The 15,521-nt window shown below is 65.0% G+C and carries 18 protein-coding genes and 4 tRNA genes; 5 read left to right on the top strand and 17 right to left on the bottom strand.

All coding sequences use genetic code 11. The features are described from left to right. Positions 1-33 precede the first annotated feature (33 nt). The 8 genes from secE to CH291_RS15410 all read right to left on the bottom strand — a co-directional run bounded on the left by secE (position 34) and on the right by CH291_RS15410 (position 2,591). Positions 34-513: a preprotein translocase subunit SecE gene (gene secE, locus CH291_RS15445; RefSeq protein ID WP_094641108.1), complete on the bottom strand. Its 480-nt coding sequence runs from the start codon at positions 511-513 to the stop codon at positions 34-36. Between the two features lie 30 nt (positions 514-543). Further along, positions 544-616: transfer RNA gene (locus tag CH291_RS15440), tRNA-Trp, on the bottom strand. Positions 617-806: 190 nt separating this feature from the next. Continuing rightward, a complete protein-coding gene (gene hadB / locus CH291_RS15435) occupies positions 807-1,232 on the bottom strand; it encodes a (3R)-hydroxyacyl-ACP dehydratase subunit HadB (RefSeq protein ID WP_068046262.1) in 426 nt (141 codons plus the stop codon). After that, positions 1,219-1,731 carry a (3R)-hydroxyacyl-ACP dehydratase subunit HadA gene (hadA, locus tag CH291_RS15430; protein WP_068046265.1) on the bottom strand — a complete coding sequence of 171 codons (513 nt, stop codon included), beginning with the start codon at positions 1,729-1,731 and terminating at the stop codon, positions 1,219-1,221. Before hadA ends, hadB begins: the two co-directional genes overlap by 14 nt. Positions 1,732-1,869: 138 nt before the next feature. Continuing rightward, on the bottom strand, positions 1,870-2,037 hold the full coding sequence (gene rpmG / locus CH291_RS15425) for a 50S ribosomal protein L33 (protein ID WP_027498281.1): 168 nt from the start codon (positions 2,035-2,037) through the stop codon (positions 1,870-1,872). 81 nt (positions 2,038-2,118) lie between these two features. Beyond that, a tRNA-Met gene (locus CH291_RS15420) sits at positions 2,119-2,191 on the bottom strand. 62 nt (positions 2,192-2,253) lie between these two features. Beyond that, positions 2,254-2,326 (bottom strand) — tRNA-Thr (locus CH291_RS15415). 182 nt (positions 2,327-2,508) lie between these two features. Beyond that, positions 2,509-2,591 (bottom strand) — tRNA-Tyr (locus CH291_RS15410). A 175-nt stretch (positions 2,592-2,766) separates the two neighbouring features. Between CH291_RS15410 and CH291_RS15405 the strand changes: the two genes are divergently transcribed. Next, positions 2,767-3,267 (top strand): YajQ family cyclic di-GMP-binding protein, encoded by a 501-nt coding sequence (locus CH291_RS15405; protein WP_008713817.1) that lies wholly within the window; start codon positions 2,767-2,769, stop codon positions 3,265-3,267. A 170-nt stretch (positions 3,268-3,437) separates the two neighbouring features. Here the strand turns inward: CH291_RS15405 and htpX are convergent, their stop codons facing one another. Both htpX and CH291_RS15395 read right to left on the bottom strand, forming a co-directional pair. After that, entirely contained in the window at positions 3,438-4,307 is an 870-nt protein-coding gene (gene htpX, locus CH291_RS15400) for a zinc metalloprotease HtpX (protein ID WP_068046268.1), read from the bottom strand. 89 nt (positions 4,308-4,396) lie between these two features. Then, positions 4,397-5,416, bottom strand: coding sequence for a polyprenyl synthetase family protein (locus tag CH291_RS15395; protein WP_094687945.1), 1,020 nt, complete (start codon positions 5,414-5,416; stop codon positions 4,397-4,399). Positions 5,417-5,604: 188 nt separating this feature from the next. Here CH291_RS15395 and CH291_RS15390 point away from each other — a divergent pair, with 188 nt between their 5' ends. Then, positions 5,605-6,852, top strand: a complete 1,248-nt coding sequence (locus CH291_RS15390) for a geranylgeranyl reductase family protein (protein ID WP_094687944.1) — start codon at positions 5,605-5,607, stop codon at positions 6,850-6,852. A gap of 6 nt (positions 6,853-6,858) precedes the next feature. Here the strand turns inward: CH291_RS15390 and CH291_RS15385 are convergent, their stop codons facing one another. The 4 genes from CH291_RS15385 to CH291_RS15370 all read right to left on the bottom strand — a co-directional run bounded on the left by CH291_RS15385 (position 6,859) and on the right by CH291_RS15370 (position 9,630). Next, the gene (locus CH291_RS15385; RefSeq protein ID WP_068046274.1) at positions 6,859-7,554 is read right to left on the bottom strand and encodes a demethylmenaquinone methyltransferase; all 696 of its coding nucleotides are present in this window, start codon (positions 7,552-7,554) and stop codon (positions 6,859-6,861) included. 14 nt (positions 7,555-7,568) lie between these two features. Next, entirely contained in the window at positions 7,569-8,708 is a 1,140-nt protein-coding gene (locus CH291_RS15380) for a glycosyltransferase family 4 protein (protein ID WP_179276554.1), read from the bottom strand. Between the two features lie 63 nt (positions 8,709-8,771). Next, on the bottom strand, positions 8,772-9,197 hold the full coding sequence (locus CH291_RS15375) for a glutaredoxin domain-containing protein (RefSeq protein WP_256980860.1): 426 nt from the start codon (positions 9,195-9,197) through the stop codon (positions 8,772-8,774). After that, the gene (locus CH291_RS15370) at positions 9,190-9,630 is read right to left on the bottom strand and encodes a DUF3592 domain-containing protein (RefSeq protein ID WP_176460399.1); all 441 of its coding nucleotides are present in this window, start codon (positions 9,628-9,630) and stop codon (positions 9,190-9,192) included. Before CH291_RS15370 ends, CH291_RS15375 begins: the two co-directional genes overlap by 8 nt. Positions 9,631-9,685: 55 nt before the next feature. Between CH291_RS15370 and CH291_RS15365 the strand changes: the two genes are divergently transcribed. Continuing rightward, positions 9,686-10,189, top strand: a complete 504-nt coding sequence (locus CH291_RS15365; RefSeq protein ID WP_094641104.1) for a DUF2505 domain-containing protein — start codon at positions 9,686-9,688, stop codon at positions 10,187-10,189. A gap of 781 nt (positions 10,190-10,970) precedes the next feature. Here the strand turns inward: CH291_RS15365 and CH291_RS15355 are convergent. From CH291_RS15355 to menD, 3 genes are read right to left on the bottom strand one after another with little or no spacing between them, the layout of a single operon-like run. After that, positions 10,971-11,573: a class I SAM-dependent methyltransferase gene (locus CH291_RS15355; protein ID WP_179276553.1), complete on the bottom strand. Its 603-nt coding sequence runs from the start codon at positions 11,571-11,573 to the stop codon at positions 10,971-10,973. Between the two features lie 37 nt (positions 11,574-11,610). Then, a complete protein-coding gene (locus tag CH291_RS15350) occupies positions 11,611-12,090 on the bottom strand; it encodes a DinB family protein (RefSeq protein WP_218829034.1) in 480 nt (159 codons plus the stop codon). Between the two features lie 45 nt (positions 12,091-12,135). After that, complete coding sequence (menD, locus tag CH291_RS15345) at positions 12,136-13,746, bottom strand: 2-succinyl-5-enolpyruvyl-6-hydroxy-3-cyclohexene-1-carboxylic-acid synthase (RefSeq protein ID WP_094687942.1); 1,611 nt, start codon at positions 13,744-13,746, stop codon at positions 12,136-12,138. A gap of 62 nt (positions 13,747-13,808) precedes the next feature. Between menD and CH291_RS15340 the strand changes: the two genes are divergently transcribed. Together CH291_RS15340 and CH291_RS15335 are read left to right on the top strand one after the other, a co-directional pair. Next, on the top strand, positions 13,809-14,396 hold the full coding sequence (locus CH291_RS15340; protein ID WP_094687941.1) for a flavin reductase family protein: 588 nt from the start codon (positions 13,809-13,811) through the stop codon (positions 14,394-14,396). Then, positions 14,393-15,457: an AbrB family transcriptional regulator gene (locus CH291_RS15335; RefSeq protein ID WP_094687940.1), complete on the top strand. Its 1,065-nt coding sequence runs from the start codon at positions 14,393-14,395 to the stop codon at positions 15,455-15,457. Before CH291_RS15340 ends, CH291_RS15335 begins: the two co-directional genes overlap by 4 nt. Positions 15,458-15,521 lie beyond the last annotated feature (64 nt).

The following is a 15,521-nucleotide window of genomic DNA, read 5'->3' as shown; positions in this document are numbered from 1 at the left end:
TCGATCGTCGGTAGTTCACGCAGCTGCGATCGGTCAGCCGAACAGCCAGCCGACGCCCTGGATGAAGAGCAGGTCGAGGCCACTGATGTACGCGACCATGAACGTCAGGAAGACGAGCACGACGCTGGTGTAGGTGACCATCTGCTTCTTGTTCGGCCAGATGACCTTGCGAAGCTCGGCGACGACCTCACGGAAGAACTGCAGCAGACGCATGAACACGTTCGGCCGCTTGTCGGCTTTGACCTTGCCCGAACGAGTCCTGCCGGTCTTGGTCTTGGCCGGCGCGGTGGATGCGGCCGGAGCCTTGGACATCGACACGCCCGAAGCGCTACCGCGGGACCTGCTGGTGGATCGCTTGCCGGTGGGCACCACGGCGTCTGCAGCGGATTCACCGGCAGTGGTGTCAGCATCGGAAGGACGGCCCTCGGAGCCAGGTGCGACGTCGCCCGAAGCCGAGGAGTTCTCGAACTCCTCCTCTGATCGACCGTCGCGCTTACCGCGCTCCTCGCTCACGTCGTTCCTCTCAGTTGCTGACACCTTGGGCAGGGGCGACAGGACTTGAACCTGCAACCTACGGTTTTGGAGACCGTTGCTCTACCAATTGAGCTACGCCCCTTCGGCCGAAGCTTCTCGGCCGCTCTGGTGTCCATTCGGCTCCCACACACAGCCTTCGCGCTCTCCAGAGGGAGGACGCGGGCAGCGCGGAGCGCCGAATTACCCCAGAAATCTCAGTGTACTGCACACCCTTCGGAACAGATAAATCCCGTCGTCCCGGCGGTGAACGACCTCCGCCGGATCGACCATGCTCAGGCCAAGCGCACCGTTGCGGTCGCTCGCCCGAAAATCTTCTTGCCTGCGGACTTCGCGACGATGGCGACGATCGCGGTTCGCTCGTCGGCGTCCACGGACTTGACCTTGCCGGTGAACTCCACCGACGCCGGGGCATCGGCCGGGACCAACACCGCACTGGTGAAGCGCACGTTGTACTCGGTGACCGCACCCGGGTCGCCGAGCCACGACGTGACGAAACCGGCACCGAGGCCCATCGTCAGCATCCCGTGCGCGATGACGTCGTCCAATCCGGCCAGCGCGACGACCTCGTCACTCCAGTGGATCGGGTTGGGATCGCCGGACACGCCTGCGTAGTTGACCAGGTCGCCGCGGGTCAGGGACACCACTCGCTCAGGCAGTTCGTCCCCGACCGATACGTCGTCGAAGTTACGAAGCGCCATGCCTGATCACTTCCTTCACCGCATGGGCGATGTTCTCGTCGATCTCCCCGCCGGTTCGCGCGACGATCGTCGTCCACGTGGTTTGCACGAGGTCGCCGTTCTGATCGGTGATGATGTTCTTGGTGGTCATGATGTCGCTGCCACCCATCTGCCGGAACGACTCGAGATACACGTCGCAGAAAATTCGATCGCCGACCTGGATCGGGCGATGGAACTCCAGTTTTTGATCGGTCTGCAGGATCTGACTCGGGTCGTAACCCGTGATGACCTCTTGCAACATGCGGGTCTGCGACATGATCCCGAGCAGGGAAACGAAGGTCAAGGGCGCGAGGAGACCGTCGTAACCGAGGCCCTTCGCTGCGTCCTCGTCGTGGTGCGCGGGATGGAAATCCTGGACGGCACGCGCATACTCACGAACCTTCTCGCGGCCGACCTCGTAGAAGTCGTCGACGCGGAAATGACAACCGACCATGGACGCCGCGTGAGCGGATGCATCCATGGCCGGTACGTCATGTGGAGCTTGTGACACGGTGGAGACCTTTTCTACCCTGGACGCAAGAGCCGTTAGGGAAGAAAATGCGACCTAACGCCGGGCGCCGAAGAAAAATCGGGACTGCGAACCAGCGAGCCGAGCAGACTAGCGGGATTCGCGGTGCGCCCGGTGCGTTCCGCAGTTGGAGCAGAACTTCTTCAGCTCGATGCGGTCGGGGTCGTTCCGACGGTTCTTCTTGGTGATGTAGTTGCGGTGCTTGCAAACCTCGCAGGCCAAGGTGATCTTGGGCCGCACATCGGTGGAGGAGGCCACTGGACGCCTACTTTCGGGTAAATCTGATCAGGGTCAATCAGGACTGTTCATGAGTGCTACTGGTCGTGCTTGCCTACTGTGTAGCGGTGACCGGACTTGAACCGGCGACGCAACGATTATGAGTCGTTTGCTCTACCAACTGAGCTACACCGCCTCAGGTGCTCACCGTCCACCATCCCACGCGGGGAACGCGACGTCGAGCCATCCAATCCAGCGAGCCCCCTAACGGAATCGAACCGTTGACCTTTTCCTTACCATGGAAACGCTCTACCGACTGAGCTAAGGGGGCGGGTGGCTACGGAACAGTCGTTCCGCAGGCTCCACTCCAGGGCACATCGAGCCGTGCGCTGAAGCCTTCAAGAGGTTACACATTCGGAGCGCCGACTACCAAATTGCGTGGTCAGCGAGCCGTTCATGTCCCTCTTCACATGGAAACCCCAGCGAAAGAAATCCTCGCCGGGGTTCCAGGTGTGGCAGATGTAGGATTCGAACCTACGTAGGCATAAGCCGACGGATTTACAGTCCGCTCCCATTGGCCGCTCGGGCAATCTGCCGTGATGCGATCGAAGCCCGTACTGCTCTTCGGCGCGGTGAGAAGAATACAACGAACGTCCCCCCGGAACGCAAACCGGGTGGATACGGTCGGTAGCGGGCCGATAAAGTCCCTGCGGGATGTGGACCGACACCACCGCCAAACCAAATTTTCGATTCGACTGGAGAGTGTGAGAAGTGGCTGATTCGTCCTTCGACGTAGTGAGCAAGGTCGACCGACAGGAAGTGGACAACGCCGTCGGACAGGCCGCGAAGGAGCTGGCGACCCGCTTCGACTTCCGCGGATCCGACACCAGCATCGAATGGTCCGGTAGCGGCGAGTCCGAGACGATCGTCATCACGTCCGAATCCGAGGAGAAGGTCAAGGCCGCCCTCGACGTGTTCAAGGAAAAGTTGATCCGACGGGACGTCTCCCTCAAGGCCTTCGAGACCAACGATCCGGCCGCGTCCGGCAAGGTCTACAAGGTCACCGGCAAGCTGGTGCAGGGCATCACGACCGAGAACGCCAAGAAGATCTCCAAGAAGATCCGCGACGACGGCCCCAAGGGCGTCAAGGCGCAGATCCAGGGCGACGAACTGCGCGTGAGCAGCAAGAAGCGCGACGACCTGCAGGCCATCCAGCAGCTGCTCAAGAACGAGGACTTCGGCATCGCGCTGCAGTTCGTCAACTACCGGTAGAGCGGCTTCTCACCTGGGTCGTTCCGCAGGCTCCACTCCTGCTCACCCGGGTCGTTCCGCAGGCTCCACTCCTGCTCACCCGGGTCGTTCCGCAGGCTCCACTCCTGCGCCGCATGTGCACGGAACCTCGTAGTGGGCTACGAGTTTCTGCTCACATGCGGCGCAGCCGCTCAGTACGGCCGGTGGCCGGCCATCCGCTCGAGTCGCTCGATGCGGTCGGCCATCGGCGGGTGGGTGGCGAACAGCTGCCCGGCCTTGTCGCCCATGCGGAACGGATTCGCGATCATCAGATGCGACTCCGCCGCCAACCGCGGCTCGGGCGGCAGCGGTGCCAGCTGCACTCCCTGCTCGAGCTTGCGGAGCGCCGACGCCAACGCCAACGGGTCACCGGTCAGCTCGGCCCCGGACTGGTCGGCCTGGTACTCACGCGAACGAGAGACCGCAAGGCGAACCAGGCTGGCCGCAACGGGCCCCAGCATCGACACCAGCAGCAACGCAAGCGGGTTCGGGCCCCCGTTGCCGCGTCCGCCGAAAATGTTGGCGAAGAAGGCGAGGTTCGCCAGACCCGAGATGACCGACGCCATCGCACCGGCCACCGACGAGATCAGGATGTCGCGGTTGTAGACGTGCGAGAGCTCGTGCCCGAGCACCGCGCGCAGTTCCCGCTCGTCCAGGATCCGCAGAATGCCCTCGGTGCAGCACACCGCAGCGTTGCGGGGGTTGCGGCCGGTGGCGAACGCGTTGGGGTTGTTGGTGGGACTGACGTACAGCGCAGGCATCGGCTGATGAGCGGCCGTCGCCAGCTCACGCACAATGCGATACATCGCCGGCTGCTCGAGCTCGGTCACCGGCACCGCATGCATCGACCGCAGGGCCATCTTCGCGCTGTTGAAGTACGCGTAGCCGTTGACGCCGACTGCCAACACGATGGAGCCGATGAGAATGGTCGCGTTACCGAACAGCGAACCGATGAACACGATGAGCGCCGACATCCCGACCAACAGGCCGAAAGTCTTCGCACCGTTCGCGTAACCGTTCATGACTGAAGATGCCTCCTCGTACCGGGTCTTCCTACCCGATTCAACGAAAACACCTGGACCGGCAGTTCCCGGCCCGAAGTCCGAGCCGACTACCCGACGCGCTCGACGGTGTAGTTCACCAGGCGGCCGAGGGCATCGTTGGCCGGACCCTGCGGCAACAGGGCGAGTTCTGCGTGTGCCCGCGCGGCATATTCACCGAGTGTCTTCTTTGCCGAGACCATGCCGGGTGAGCGCTGCAGCAGCTCCAGAGCCTCGGTGACCAGCGCGTCTTCGGTGACCGGACCGGCGAGGATCTCGCGCAGCCGATCGCCGTCGGTACCTTCCTCGCGCAGCGCGAAGAGCACCGGCAGAGTGTGTACGCCCTCCCGCAGGTCGGTGCCGGGAGTCTTTCCGGACTGCTCGGTGGCCGAGGAGATGTCGATGATGTCGTCGGAGATCTGGAAGGCGGTACCGACGGCGTCACCGAGGCGCTCGAGGCGTCCCACATGTTCGGCGTCGCCGCCGCTGAACGTTCCGCCGAAGCGTCCGCACGAGGCGATGAGCGATCCGGTCTTCTCCCACACGACCTTCAGGTAGTGCGCGACGGGATCGTCGGTGCTCTTGGCCCCGATGGTTTCGCGCATCTGACCGGTGACGAGTTCTGCGAAGGTCTCGGCGATGATGCGGACGGCGTCGGGTCCGAGGGTGGACACCAGACGAGACGCATGCGCGAACAAGTAGTCGCCTGCGAGGATCGCCACACTGTTGCCCCAGCGTGAGTTCGCGCTCTCGGCACCTCGACGCATCGACGCCTCGTCCATGACGTCGTCGTGATAGAGCGTCGCCAGATGAACCAGCTCGACGACCGTGGCCGCGGTGACGATCGCCGGATCGGTCGGCGACGGTCCCAGCTGACCGGTCAGCACGGTGAACAGGGGTCGGAAGCGCTTTCCGCCGGCCTTGGCCAGGTGCAGAGCGGCCTCGGTGAGGAACTCCTCACCGTCGGAGAGCTCGCTGATCATCAGTTCTTCGACGCGTGCGAGGCCGTCGGCGACGGTTCGCGCGAGCTCCGGGTCACCCAGGTCGACTCCGGCAACGACCGTTGCTACGGCAGCGTCGTCTGTACTCACGATGTTGGTCCCTGTCCTGTCGTCGACATGCCGGCGGCAGCGGCGAAGCGCCACTGCTCGCCTTCTACCGTAGTGAACCTAGCGTGCACACCGGTGGGACGGTGTCACCGACCACAGGTGACGCTTCACACGGCGTCGACCGGAGGCCCTCGCCGCACCCGTTGGTAGAAATCGGGATACTGGAACCCGTGACCTCTCCCCATCCCGCCCCACCCACCGCGACCGACATTTTGGTCGTGGGCGCGGGCCCCGCAGGATCGTCCGCTGCGGCATGGGCCGCGCGATCCGGCCGCGACGTCGTCCTGGCCGACGCGGCAGTGTTCCCCCGCGACAAGACGTGCGGCGACGGGTTGACGCCACGTGCCGTCGCCGAGCTCGATCAGCTGGGTCTGGGTGAGTGGGTGCGCGGCAAAGCGCGCAACCGAGGACTGCGACTGAGCGGATTCGGGCAGGAACTGGAACTCGAGTGGCCGAGCAAGTCCCTTCCCACCGTCGGAAGTGCAGTTCCCCGAACCGAATTGGACGACAGGATTCGCGTCGCCGCAGTCGAATCCGGGGCCGTGATGGCCGAGGGAGCGAAGGCTGTTGCCGTCACCCGAGACGGCAACTCGGTCCGCTCGGTAACCCTGCAGACCGCCGCCGGCGCACACGAGATCTCCTGTCGCACACTGATCGTCGCCGACGGTGTCCGCTCGAACCTGGGCAAACAACTCGGGCGGCAATGGCATCGCGACACCGCATTCGGCGTCGCCGCTCGCGCCTACATCGACTCGGGCCGAAGCAACGACGAATGGATCAGCTCGCACCTCGAATTACGTGACGCGGCAGGCACTCTGCAACCCGGCTACGGCTGGGTCTTCCCGCTGGGCGACGGAACCATCAACATCGGCGTCGGCACCCTGGCCACCGCCAAGAGGCCGGCACCCGGAGCGCTGCGGCCACTGCTCGACCTCTACACCCACCAGCGCCGCGATGAATGGGACCTCAGCGGGGAGTTGCGCTCGGTGGCGTCGGCGCTGCTGCCGATGGGCGGCGCGGTCTCGGGAATCGCAGGCACCAACTGGGCCATCATCGGCGACGCCGCAGCCTGCGTGAACCCACTCAACGGCGAGGGCATCGACTACGGACTCGAAGGCGGCCGCATGGTCGTCGACCTGCTCGATCACCCCGACCTCACCGACGCCTGGCCGACCCTGCTGCGCGAGCACTACGGGCAGGCCTTCTCCATCGCTCGACGCCTCGCCGGACTGTTGACGGTGCCGAGATTCCTACCCGCAGCGGGACCGGTGGGCATGCGCTCACGGGCACTGATGAAAGTCGCCGTCCGCTGCATGGGTAACCTCATCACCGAAGCGGACAGCGACCTCGTCGCCCGCACGTGGCGGGCATCGGGAACCGGATCACTGAAAATCGATTCCCGGCCGCCTTTTACGTGAATCGCGTCAGGGCCGAGTTGCCTTGTGCAGAGCCACGATTCCACCGGTGAGGTTGCGCCACTGCACGTCGGTCCAGCCTGCATCGGCGATCCGCTGTGCCAGTTGCTCCTGCGTCGGCCACGCGCGGATGGACTCGGCCAGGTAGACGTAGGCATCGGGGTTACTGCTCACGGCGCGAGCGACTTTCGGCAACGCCTTCATCAGGTACTCCATGTACACCGTGCGGAACGGTCCGAACACCGGCGTGGAGAACTCCGAGACGACGAGCCTGCCACCGGGCTTGGTGACGCGGGCGATCTCGCGCAGGCCCGCGTCGAAATCGGAGACGTTGCGGAGGCCGAAGGAGATGGTGGCGGCATCGAAGCTGGCGTCGGCGTAGGGCAGCGCCATCGCGTCGCCTGCGACCATCGGAACGCCTCGCTGCAGTCCTGCCTGCAGCATGCCCTTGGAGAAATCGGTGGCCACACACCAGGCTCCGCTGAGCCCGAGTTCGACGGTCGAGACGCCGGTGCCTGCGGCGAGGTCGAGTACCCGCTCGCCAGGTTTGAGATCGAGGGCGCGCCGAGTCAGTTTGCGCCAACTCCGGTCCTGTCCGAACGACAGAACCGTGTTGGTGATGTCGTATCGACGGGCGACGCCGTCGAACATCGACGCCACCTCGTGGGGCTCTTTTGCCAGGGTTGCGCGTGATGTCTGGGCCACGAAGTCCAGACTACTCAAGCGATCTTCTGCACCCGCGGCGCTGTGATGCCTTGCACGTCGTAGTAGTGCGAGATCAGCTCGTCGCAGATGGCAGGCCAGGTGCGGTGCAGTACCGATTTGCGGGCTGCGTCGCCGAAGCGGGCGCGGGTGGTGGGTTCGGCGAGCGCTCCGACGGCACTGGGCAGCAGTTCGGTGAACTTGTCGACCGGCAGCAGATATCCGTTGCGGCAGTGCGAGACCAGATCGCGCGGGCCTCCCGCGTCGGGCCCGATGACCGGGACGCCGCTGGCGAGGGCCTCTTGCACTGCCTGGCAGAAGGTTTCGTGTTCGCCGGGGTGTACGAAGATGTCGAAACTGGCGTAGGCCCGAGCGAGTTCGTCGCCGCCGAGTTGGCCGGTGAAGATCGCTCCGGGCATCAGGGTCTGCAGTGCCGCTGTGTCGGGTCCGCCGCCGACGATCACCAGCTGGATCGACGGGTCTGCGGCCAGTACGGCGAGCCGCTCGACGTGCTTCTCCGGGGCGAGCCTGCCGACGAAGCCGACGATCAGCTTCTCGCCTGCTCCCCACTGGCTTCTGAGTGTCTGCGACTTGGCCGAGGGTACGAACCGGACGGCGTCGACTCCCCTGGCCCACCGGTGGACGCGCGGAATGCCGTGCAACTCCAACGCGTCGACGGCCGAGGTGGACGGGGCCAGAGTGCGGGCCGCGCCTCTGTGCAGTCTCCTGGTCCAGCGCCACGCGGCCTTCGAGGTGAGGCCGAGGCCGTAGCTGGCGGCGAAACCGGCGACGTCGGTCTGATAAACGGCGACCGCGGGCAGGTCCAGACGGTTGGCGGCGGCCAGCCCGCCCGCTCCGAGCAAGAACGGTGACGCCAGATGTACGACGTCGGGAGCGAAGGCGCGCATCGCCGAGACCATGCCGAGCCCGGGGACGCCGACGGGTAGCGAGCTCACTTTGGGGACCATGACGGACGGCACCCGGTGCACCGGAACGTTGTCGTGCCACGTCGCGGCTCTGGGACCGGACGGATTGTCCGGGGCGATGACGATGGCGTCGTGCCCCGTCTTGTCGAGGTGTTCGAGGACACGGATCACCGAGTGGGTGACGCCGTTCATGTTGGGCAAGAACGATTCCGCAACGATGGCTACTCGCACGATCCTCAGTGTGGGCGGCCCCGCCGTCGGCCAGGTATGGACAACGTTACGTGTGGGCCAACGTCACACGAATTGCGCGAGCACCCAAGACGGATCCGGGTTGGTGCGATGTTCGGAGCCCGCGAACACCGTGGGAACCGTCTCGTTGCCGTCGTTCACCGATCGCACTCGCGCGGCCGCAGCGGGGTCCTGGCGGATGCTCGCCCACACGGCCTTCTTTCCGCGCAGCAGCAGCGCGACCCGCAACCGCAAGCAGAAGATGCATCCCGGACGCCAGTAGATCAACGGCACCGATTTCTCCGTTGCCTGATTGCGCGACGCGTCGTCGGACAGAGATCGCGGATACAGCACCGGCGTCGTCAGGACGAGAACGAACACCGCTGCGAGCACCATCACCACGATCGAGGACGCAATGTTTCCGAAGTTCACCAATGCGAACCCGGCGACTGCGGCGAGCGCAGCGATGACCCACTGCTTGGCGTTACGCATTCTCGGCCTCCTTGCGACGTAACCAGAACAGCACCGGGCCGGCAATCAGCCACGTGACGACGATGACGGATCCGGCCGGAACGATCGCGACGGTAGCGTCGCGGCCCGCGACGCGAACCAACTCGACGTCCGGGTCGGCCTTGTAGTACTCGACCTCGATGCGTTGGCCCGCGACGAGATTGGTGGGGTACAGCACGCCGAGAGGGGGGTTGTGCGTCACACCGTCGGGGGTGATGAAGCTGACGGCCGAGCGCAGCTTGCCCGCGGACAGCACCTCGGCGGTGGCGGTGCCCTTGTCGGAATCGATGGTGACGTCGTTGCGCCAGGCTCCGATGACGAGCAACACGGCGAGGACAGAAATCGCGACGGCGACCACCAGCACGACCAGCCGGGCCCTGTGCAGCGTTCGGCTGCCTCTGTCGGTATCGGTCACAGCGATCAGGTTACTTCGCAGCCGACGGGACTCGGCTCGGGTAGCGTCTGGACTCATGTCGCGCAGCTTCGAGTTCACCGTCGAATCGTCCAATCCCCCCGCTGACGTGCACGCAGCACTCACCAGCGAGGACCAGTGGATGGCGCGGTTCGCCAAAGCGAAGAAGACCGACGGGTACGAGCTGACCAAGCACGACGACGGTGGCCTGACCGTCGACATCTCCGAAGAGGTCGGCACGTCCGAACTCCCCGGCTTCGTCACGAAAGTGATCAAGGGAAAGCTGATCGTCTCGCGCACCGATCACTGGGGGCCGCTCGAGGGCGACCGAGCCGAGGGGACACTGATCGGCGGCACCACCGGTTTGCCCGCGAAGGTGAACGGCACCCTGTCGTTGCGCCCCAATGGGACCGGCGCGAAACTGATCGTCAAGGGTGACTCGACCGTGAAGATCCCCATCGTGGGCGGCAAGATCGAGGACCTGATCAACAAGATGATCAAGGACATGATCGACCAGGAAACCGGCCAGACCCTCGAATGGGTTGCAGAGCAACAGGGTTAGCGACACGTAGCTCCAGCAAGGAGAACTGCCATCGCGCGGCCCGGGGTCAGGGGCGCTCCCAGCGTGCACATTTCGCTCCACTCCGGGGCTCGGAAGCGGAGAAACCCCGGGGTCGCAATCCCGAGTGGAGCATCCGTTGCGGCAGCAATTCTCGGCATACGACGATTTCATCTCGCAGGGACGCTCGGTGCCGCAATTCTCGAATCGTGCCTACGGAACCGTTGGCTTGTCCGCCGCAGCGGGATGGCCGTACAGCTGACCACAACAGGGCGCGCGCACCTCACCGAGGCTCTTCCTGAACTTCGGTGAGGTGCGTGACCTCCGATACCACGGTCCGGACAGGGGTTTTCGCATGACAATCGCGCCGCGGATGTGTCCAGCGGGGTCTCATCGATGTCGACGATCCGGTAGCCGGCTCGTCGGTACAACTCGATGTTTTTGTTGCTGCGCGCGCCGGTGAACAACTCGAACGCCAATTTCCCAGGTGTGGTCGATCGACCGAACCCGAACAGCACCGACAAACCGATGGCCGTCACGCACGATCGATACGTTCGATTCGTCGATCCACGACGTCACCTCGTCGAGGGTCTCGCGAAGCGGTGGGGTATCGAGGGTGTCGATGGGAAACGCTCCCTGAACCCAGCAACAGCGTTGCAAGACAAGCAGTTCAGCCGCATCCGCCTCAATGGCAACGCGAACGGACAGCGAATCCAGCGATACAGTCACACTGCTACTGGAGCAGATCGACTCGACGATGGATACATCGCTCGATTTATTTGTCTCAGGACACCGCTCGCCCTCGCTCGGCGAGAACCATCAGCCACTGCTGCCCACCGCGGGACATCTCGGATGCAATCGATACCGACTCCCACACACTCGGATCGAGGCGTGTGCGAACGTCCGGTTCCCGCCAGTACTTGAAGTAGCGCGGAAGATCGAGCTTCTCGTTACTCCATTCCTCGCCGTCACCTTCCTCGAGAGTGAAAGCAAGCATCCCGCCGGGACGCAATGCCGCGGCTGCCTTTGCGACAACGGCATCGAACTGAAGCGAATTCAGATGCAGGAGCACAGCGTTGGCAAAGATTCCGTCGTACATCCCACCGAAATCGTCGGCAATGATGTCGAGCGTGCGAGCCGAGTAGCCGTCCCTCTCCATCATGTCGACGAAGGCCGCAGCCCCGTCGCTCCGCTCGACCCGAAGACCACGGCGCTCGAGCTCGGCTGCGTGCCAACCGGGTCCACTTCCGAGTTCGAGCACCAGGCCGGCATCGACCTGTGCAACGAACTCGTCGATGAACGGCTGCCACGCGCGCGTCGAATCGCGTCTCGTTCGCTGAACGTACACATCAGTCGCCGATTCGTAACTGTCAAGGGTTCTACTCACTCGTCCGCTCCTTCGTTCGGTCGACCGAGTTCTGGTTTCACGCGAGGATCTGTTCCCGAAGGATGTCGGCATGGCCGCAGTGATGCGCCAATTCCCGGAGCACCTGCAGATATACCCAGTGCACGGTACGAGGCCCGGTGTGATGGCCCGTCACGATGGCATCGAGCGCCAATGGGGCTACGACGGTTCGGGCAGTTGCGCACGCCTGTCTGTGCGCCGAGACGACGCCGGCGATGGTGTCGCCGTCCTCCAGGACGAAAGACTCCGCGGGACTGCGAACCAGGCCGAGTGCAGCCCGGGACCCACCTCCGATGCATTCCTCGAACCACACTCGCTGCATCCATGTCACATGCTTAAGCAATCCCAGAAGCGTTGTGGCAGAGGGAACCAACCGTTCGCGCGCCTGCTCCTCGGTGAGACCATCGACTGTCGCATCGAGCGCCCTCCGGTAGTCCTCGACGAACGCCTCGAGCTGAGTGCGATCATCGTCCACCAGTACCTCGAAAGCACCCGTCACGGGGTCCTCCTTCACAGCGAAGTTCCGGCAGGGCAAGAACGACTTCTAGAGCCGCGCCCGAATCGCCGCGTGTAGATCTCGCAGTCCCGATCGTTCGGTCGTCACTTCCAGCACCCTGATTCCCGTGGCATGTCCGGTGAGTTCGGTTGCCAGATCGGCCAAGTCGACCAGGTGGTGCTCCACGCGGTAGGCACCGCACAGCGCGCCGAGGTCCATGCCATGGGGCGTACCGAACACTCTCTCGAACACCCCCGCGTACTGCGGATCGCCCTGTTCGAGGAGCTCGAAGATGCCGCCGCCGTCGTCGTTGGCGACGACGATCGTCAGGTCTTCGGGACGCGGTTCTCCGGTGCCGATCAGCAAGCCCGCTGCGTCGTGCAGAAATGTCAGATCGCCGAGAAGTGCCACGGTGCGCCGCTTTCCGGCCATCGCGGCACCGATAGCCGTCGAGACGGTGCCGTCGATACCGGCCACGCCGCGGTTGGAGAGAACCTTCACGTCCGGGTTCGGAGTCGCCACCAGGGCCGCGTCGCGCACGGGGTTGGACGCTCCGAGCACCAGTTGATCTCCGGGCTGCAGCGCAGACATGACCACGTCGGCCACATGCAGTCCCGTCGGCTTGGGGTGCTCTCGAAGTTGTTGATGCACAGCCAGTTCGGCTCTCTCGGAGAGCGCGGCGCAGCGGGTGATCCAGGCGGGGTCGGGCGCACCGGTGGTGACTGCTCGGGTACCGGTGGCCAACACGTTGCCCGAGACGTCGGGCCAGCGCGGACCGGTGGTGAGCGCGATGACGTCCACGGCCGGATCGGCCAGCAGAGCCGAGACCTGCCTGTGCAGGGTCGGCCGCCCGGTGATGACGGCCTGGCGCGGCTTCAACTGCGCAAGAGCCAAGGGATGCAACGGGATTCCGTGCAGGGGTGCGGTCGGCTCGGCGACGGTCGGCAACCCGGCCAGCTCCGGACGCACGGCACCGCCATGGCCGGACACGACCACGGTGTCGATTGTCAGATCCAGTTCGACGGGGACGTCGAGTGTCGCCTGGGTGGTCGAGGTCCACGGCAACCCGTCGGGCCGACCCTTCGGACGCGCGCCGGGGTCGCCGATCGCAGGCACCAGAGGCTCACGCAACGGGATGTCGAAGTGCACCGGACCGGCGTTGCCGGAGCGTGCGCCGCGCGCTGCGGCGATGACGCGGGAGACGGCGCTGCGCCACTGACTGTTCTGCTTGGGGCCTTCCTCGGCGAGTCCGAGGCTGATCGTCGCGCGTACCTGAGATCCGAACAGACCGAGCTGCTCGATGGTCTGATTCGCGCCGGTGCCGAGCATCTCGTACGGGCGGTTCGCGCTGATGACGATCAGCGGGATGCGCGCATAGTTCGCTTCGAGAACCGCAGGCCCCAGATTGGCGACCGCGGTTCCCGACGTCATCACCACAGGAACGGGCTGACCACTGCCCAGACTCAGGCCGATGGCCAGAAAGCCCGCGGTTCGCTCGTCGATCCGCATGTGCAACCGCAGGCGACCGGCGACATCCGCCTCCTGCAACGCGAACGCCAGCGGGGCGTTCCGCGAGCCGGGACACAACACGACGTCTCGGATCCCGCTGCGCGCCAGTTCGTCGACGACTGCGGTGGCCTGTGCGGTGGACGGATTCACAGAATCCAGAGTGTCAGATGTGTCGGTCAGCCGCCGCAACCGGGCTTTGACAGTATTGACGTGTGCGTACAGTCTTCCGGCCCGATGAGGTCTCCCCCCGCCGCTTCTACCAGCTCCTGACCGCGTCGGTGGTCCCCAGGCCGATCGCATGGATCTCCACCGTCTCGGCCGACGGTGTGGCGAACCTCGCGCCGTACAGCTTCTTCACGGTGTCCTCGGTGGAACCGCCGGTCGTGCAGTTCACCTCGGTGAGCCGCAAGGACAGTCTGCGCAACATCGAGGCCACCGGCGAGTTCGTCGTCAATCTGGCGACGGCTCCGTTGGTGGATCAGGTCAACGGCAGCTCGGCGAGCTTCGATCACGGCGTCAGCGAATTCGAGGAGCTCGGGATCGAGAGCGAGCCCAGCACCGTCGTCACACCACCGCGCGTGGCGGCCGCTCCGATCGCCATCGAGGCGAGACTGCATCGCGTCGTCGAGGTAGGAAACTGCTTCGTCGTCATGGGCACCGTCGTCGCCCTGTCGGTGCGTCCCGAATATCTGGCCGAGGACGGACTGCCCGAGTTCGACGCCATCGCCCCGCTCAGCCGCCTCGGCCGTACCGAGTGGGGGTTGCCGCCCGAGGTTCGTGAGATCGAGCGCCCTTCTTGATTCGCTGGTCGCTGCTGATTCTCGTCACGGTCGGCCTGACCGTCGGCGCGGATGCTCTGGGGATTCCGTCGGCAGCTCTGTTCGTCGCGCTGCTGGTGGCGGTGATCTTCGCGCTCGCCGGCTGGGCACCGACCACGGGAACCGAACGCGCCCCGCTGCCGCGCCGACTCGGCATGGTGGCTCAGGCGGTGTTGGGTGTCGAGATCGGAACGTTGGTGCAGCGAGACACCCTCAGCTCACTGGGCGACGCCTGGTTGCCGGTTCTGCTGGCATGCGTCGGAACGCTCGTGTTGTCCATCGCTGCGGGCGCGCTGCTGGGACTGCGCAAGGACATCGATTCGCTGACCGGTGCGCTGGCACTGGTCGCGGGCGGCGCGTCGGGGCTGGTGGCCATCGCCCAGGAACTCGGCGGCGACGAACGCGTCGTGGCGGTGGTGCAGTACCTGCGGGTCGTTCTCGTCACCACCACCCTGCCGCTGGTGGCGACACTGGTGTTCCGCGCACAACCCGGTCAGTCGACGATGCTCGCCGATTCCGGAGCTCCGCTGTACGTGGACCTGGCCTTCGTTCTGGTCTGCGGCGGGGTGGGAGTGCTGCTCGCACTGGCACTCCGATTTCCCGCTCCGGCACTGTTGGGCCCGCTGATCGTCGCCACGTGCGCCGACCTTCTCGGGTTCTCGTTCGACGCCACTGTTCCCACGTTGCTGCTGTGGGCGGCGTACATCGTGATCGGGTGGCAAGCCGGTCTGCGGTTCACCGTCGCGAGCCTGAAGTCCATCTCGCGGGTGCTGCCGTCCGCGTTGCTGCTCATCATCGCCGTCACCGTCGGGTGCGCGATGTTGGGGCTGTGGTTGGCCTCGGCGACGGGCACCAGCGGATACGAGGGCTACCTCGCCACCACCCCGGGTGGGGTGTACGCAGTGTTGGCCATCGCGGCATCGACCGGTGCGAACGTGACGTTCGTCGTGGCCGCCCAGGTGATCCGAGTGTTCATGATGCTGTTCGCAGTGCCGATGGGAGCGAAGGTCGTCCAGCACTATCGGCGAGGGCGGCCCGAGTGAATCGACGCGACCCCATACGCACTCAGGTCCACCGATGTCGTCCGCACGGCCGAGGACGGATTAG

The organism is Rhodococcus sp. 14-1411-2a (genome assembly GCF_002259485.1).
GTDB lineage: Bacteria > Actinomycetota > Actinomycetes > Mycobacteriales > Mycobacteriaceae > Rhodococcoides.
The sequence above is the reverse complement of the archived record's forward strand: the minus strand, read 5'-3'. Positions and strand labels throughout refer to the sequence as shown.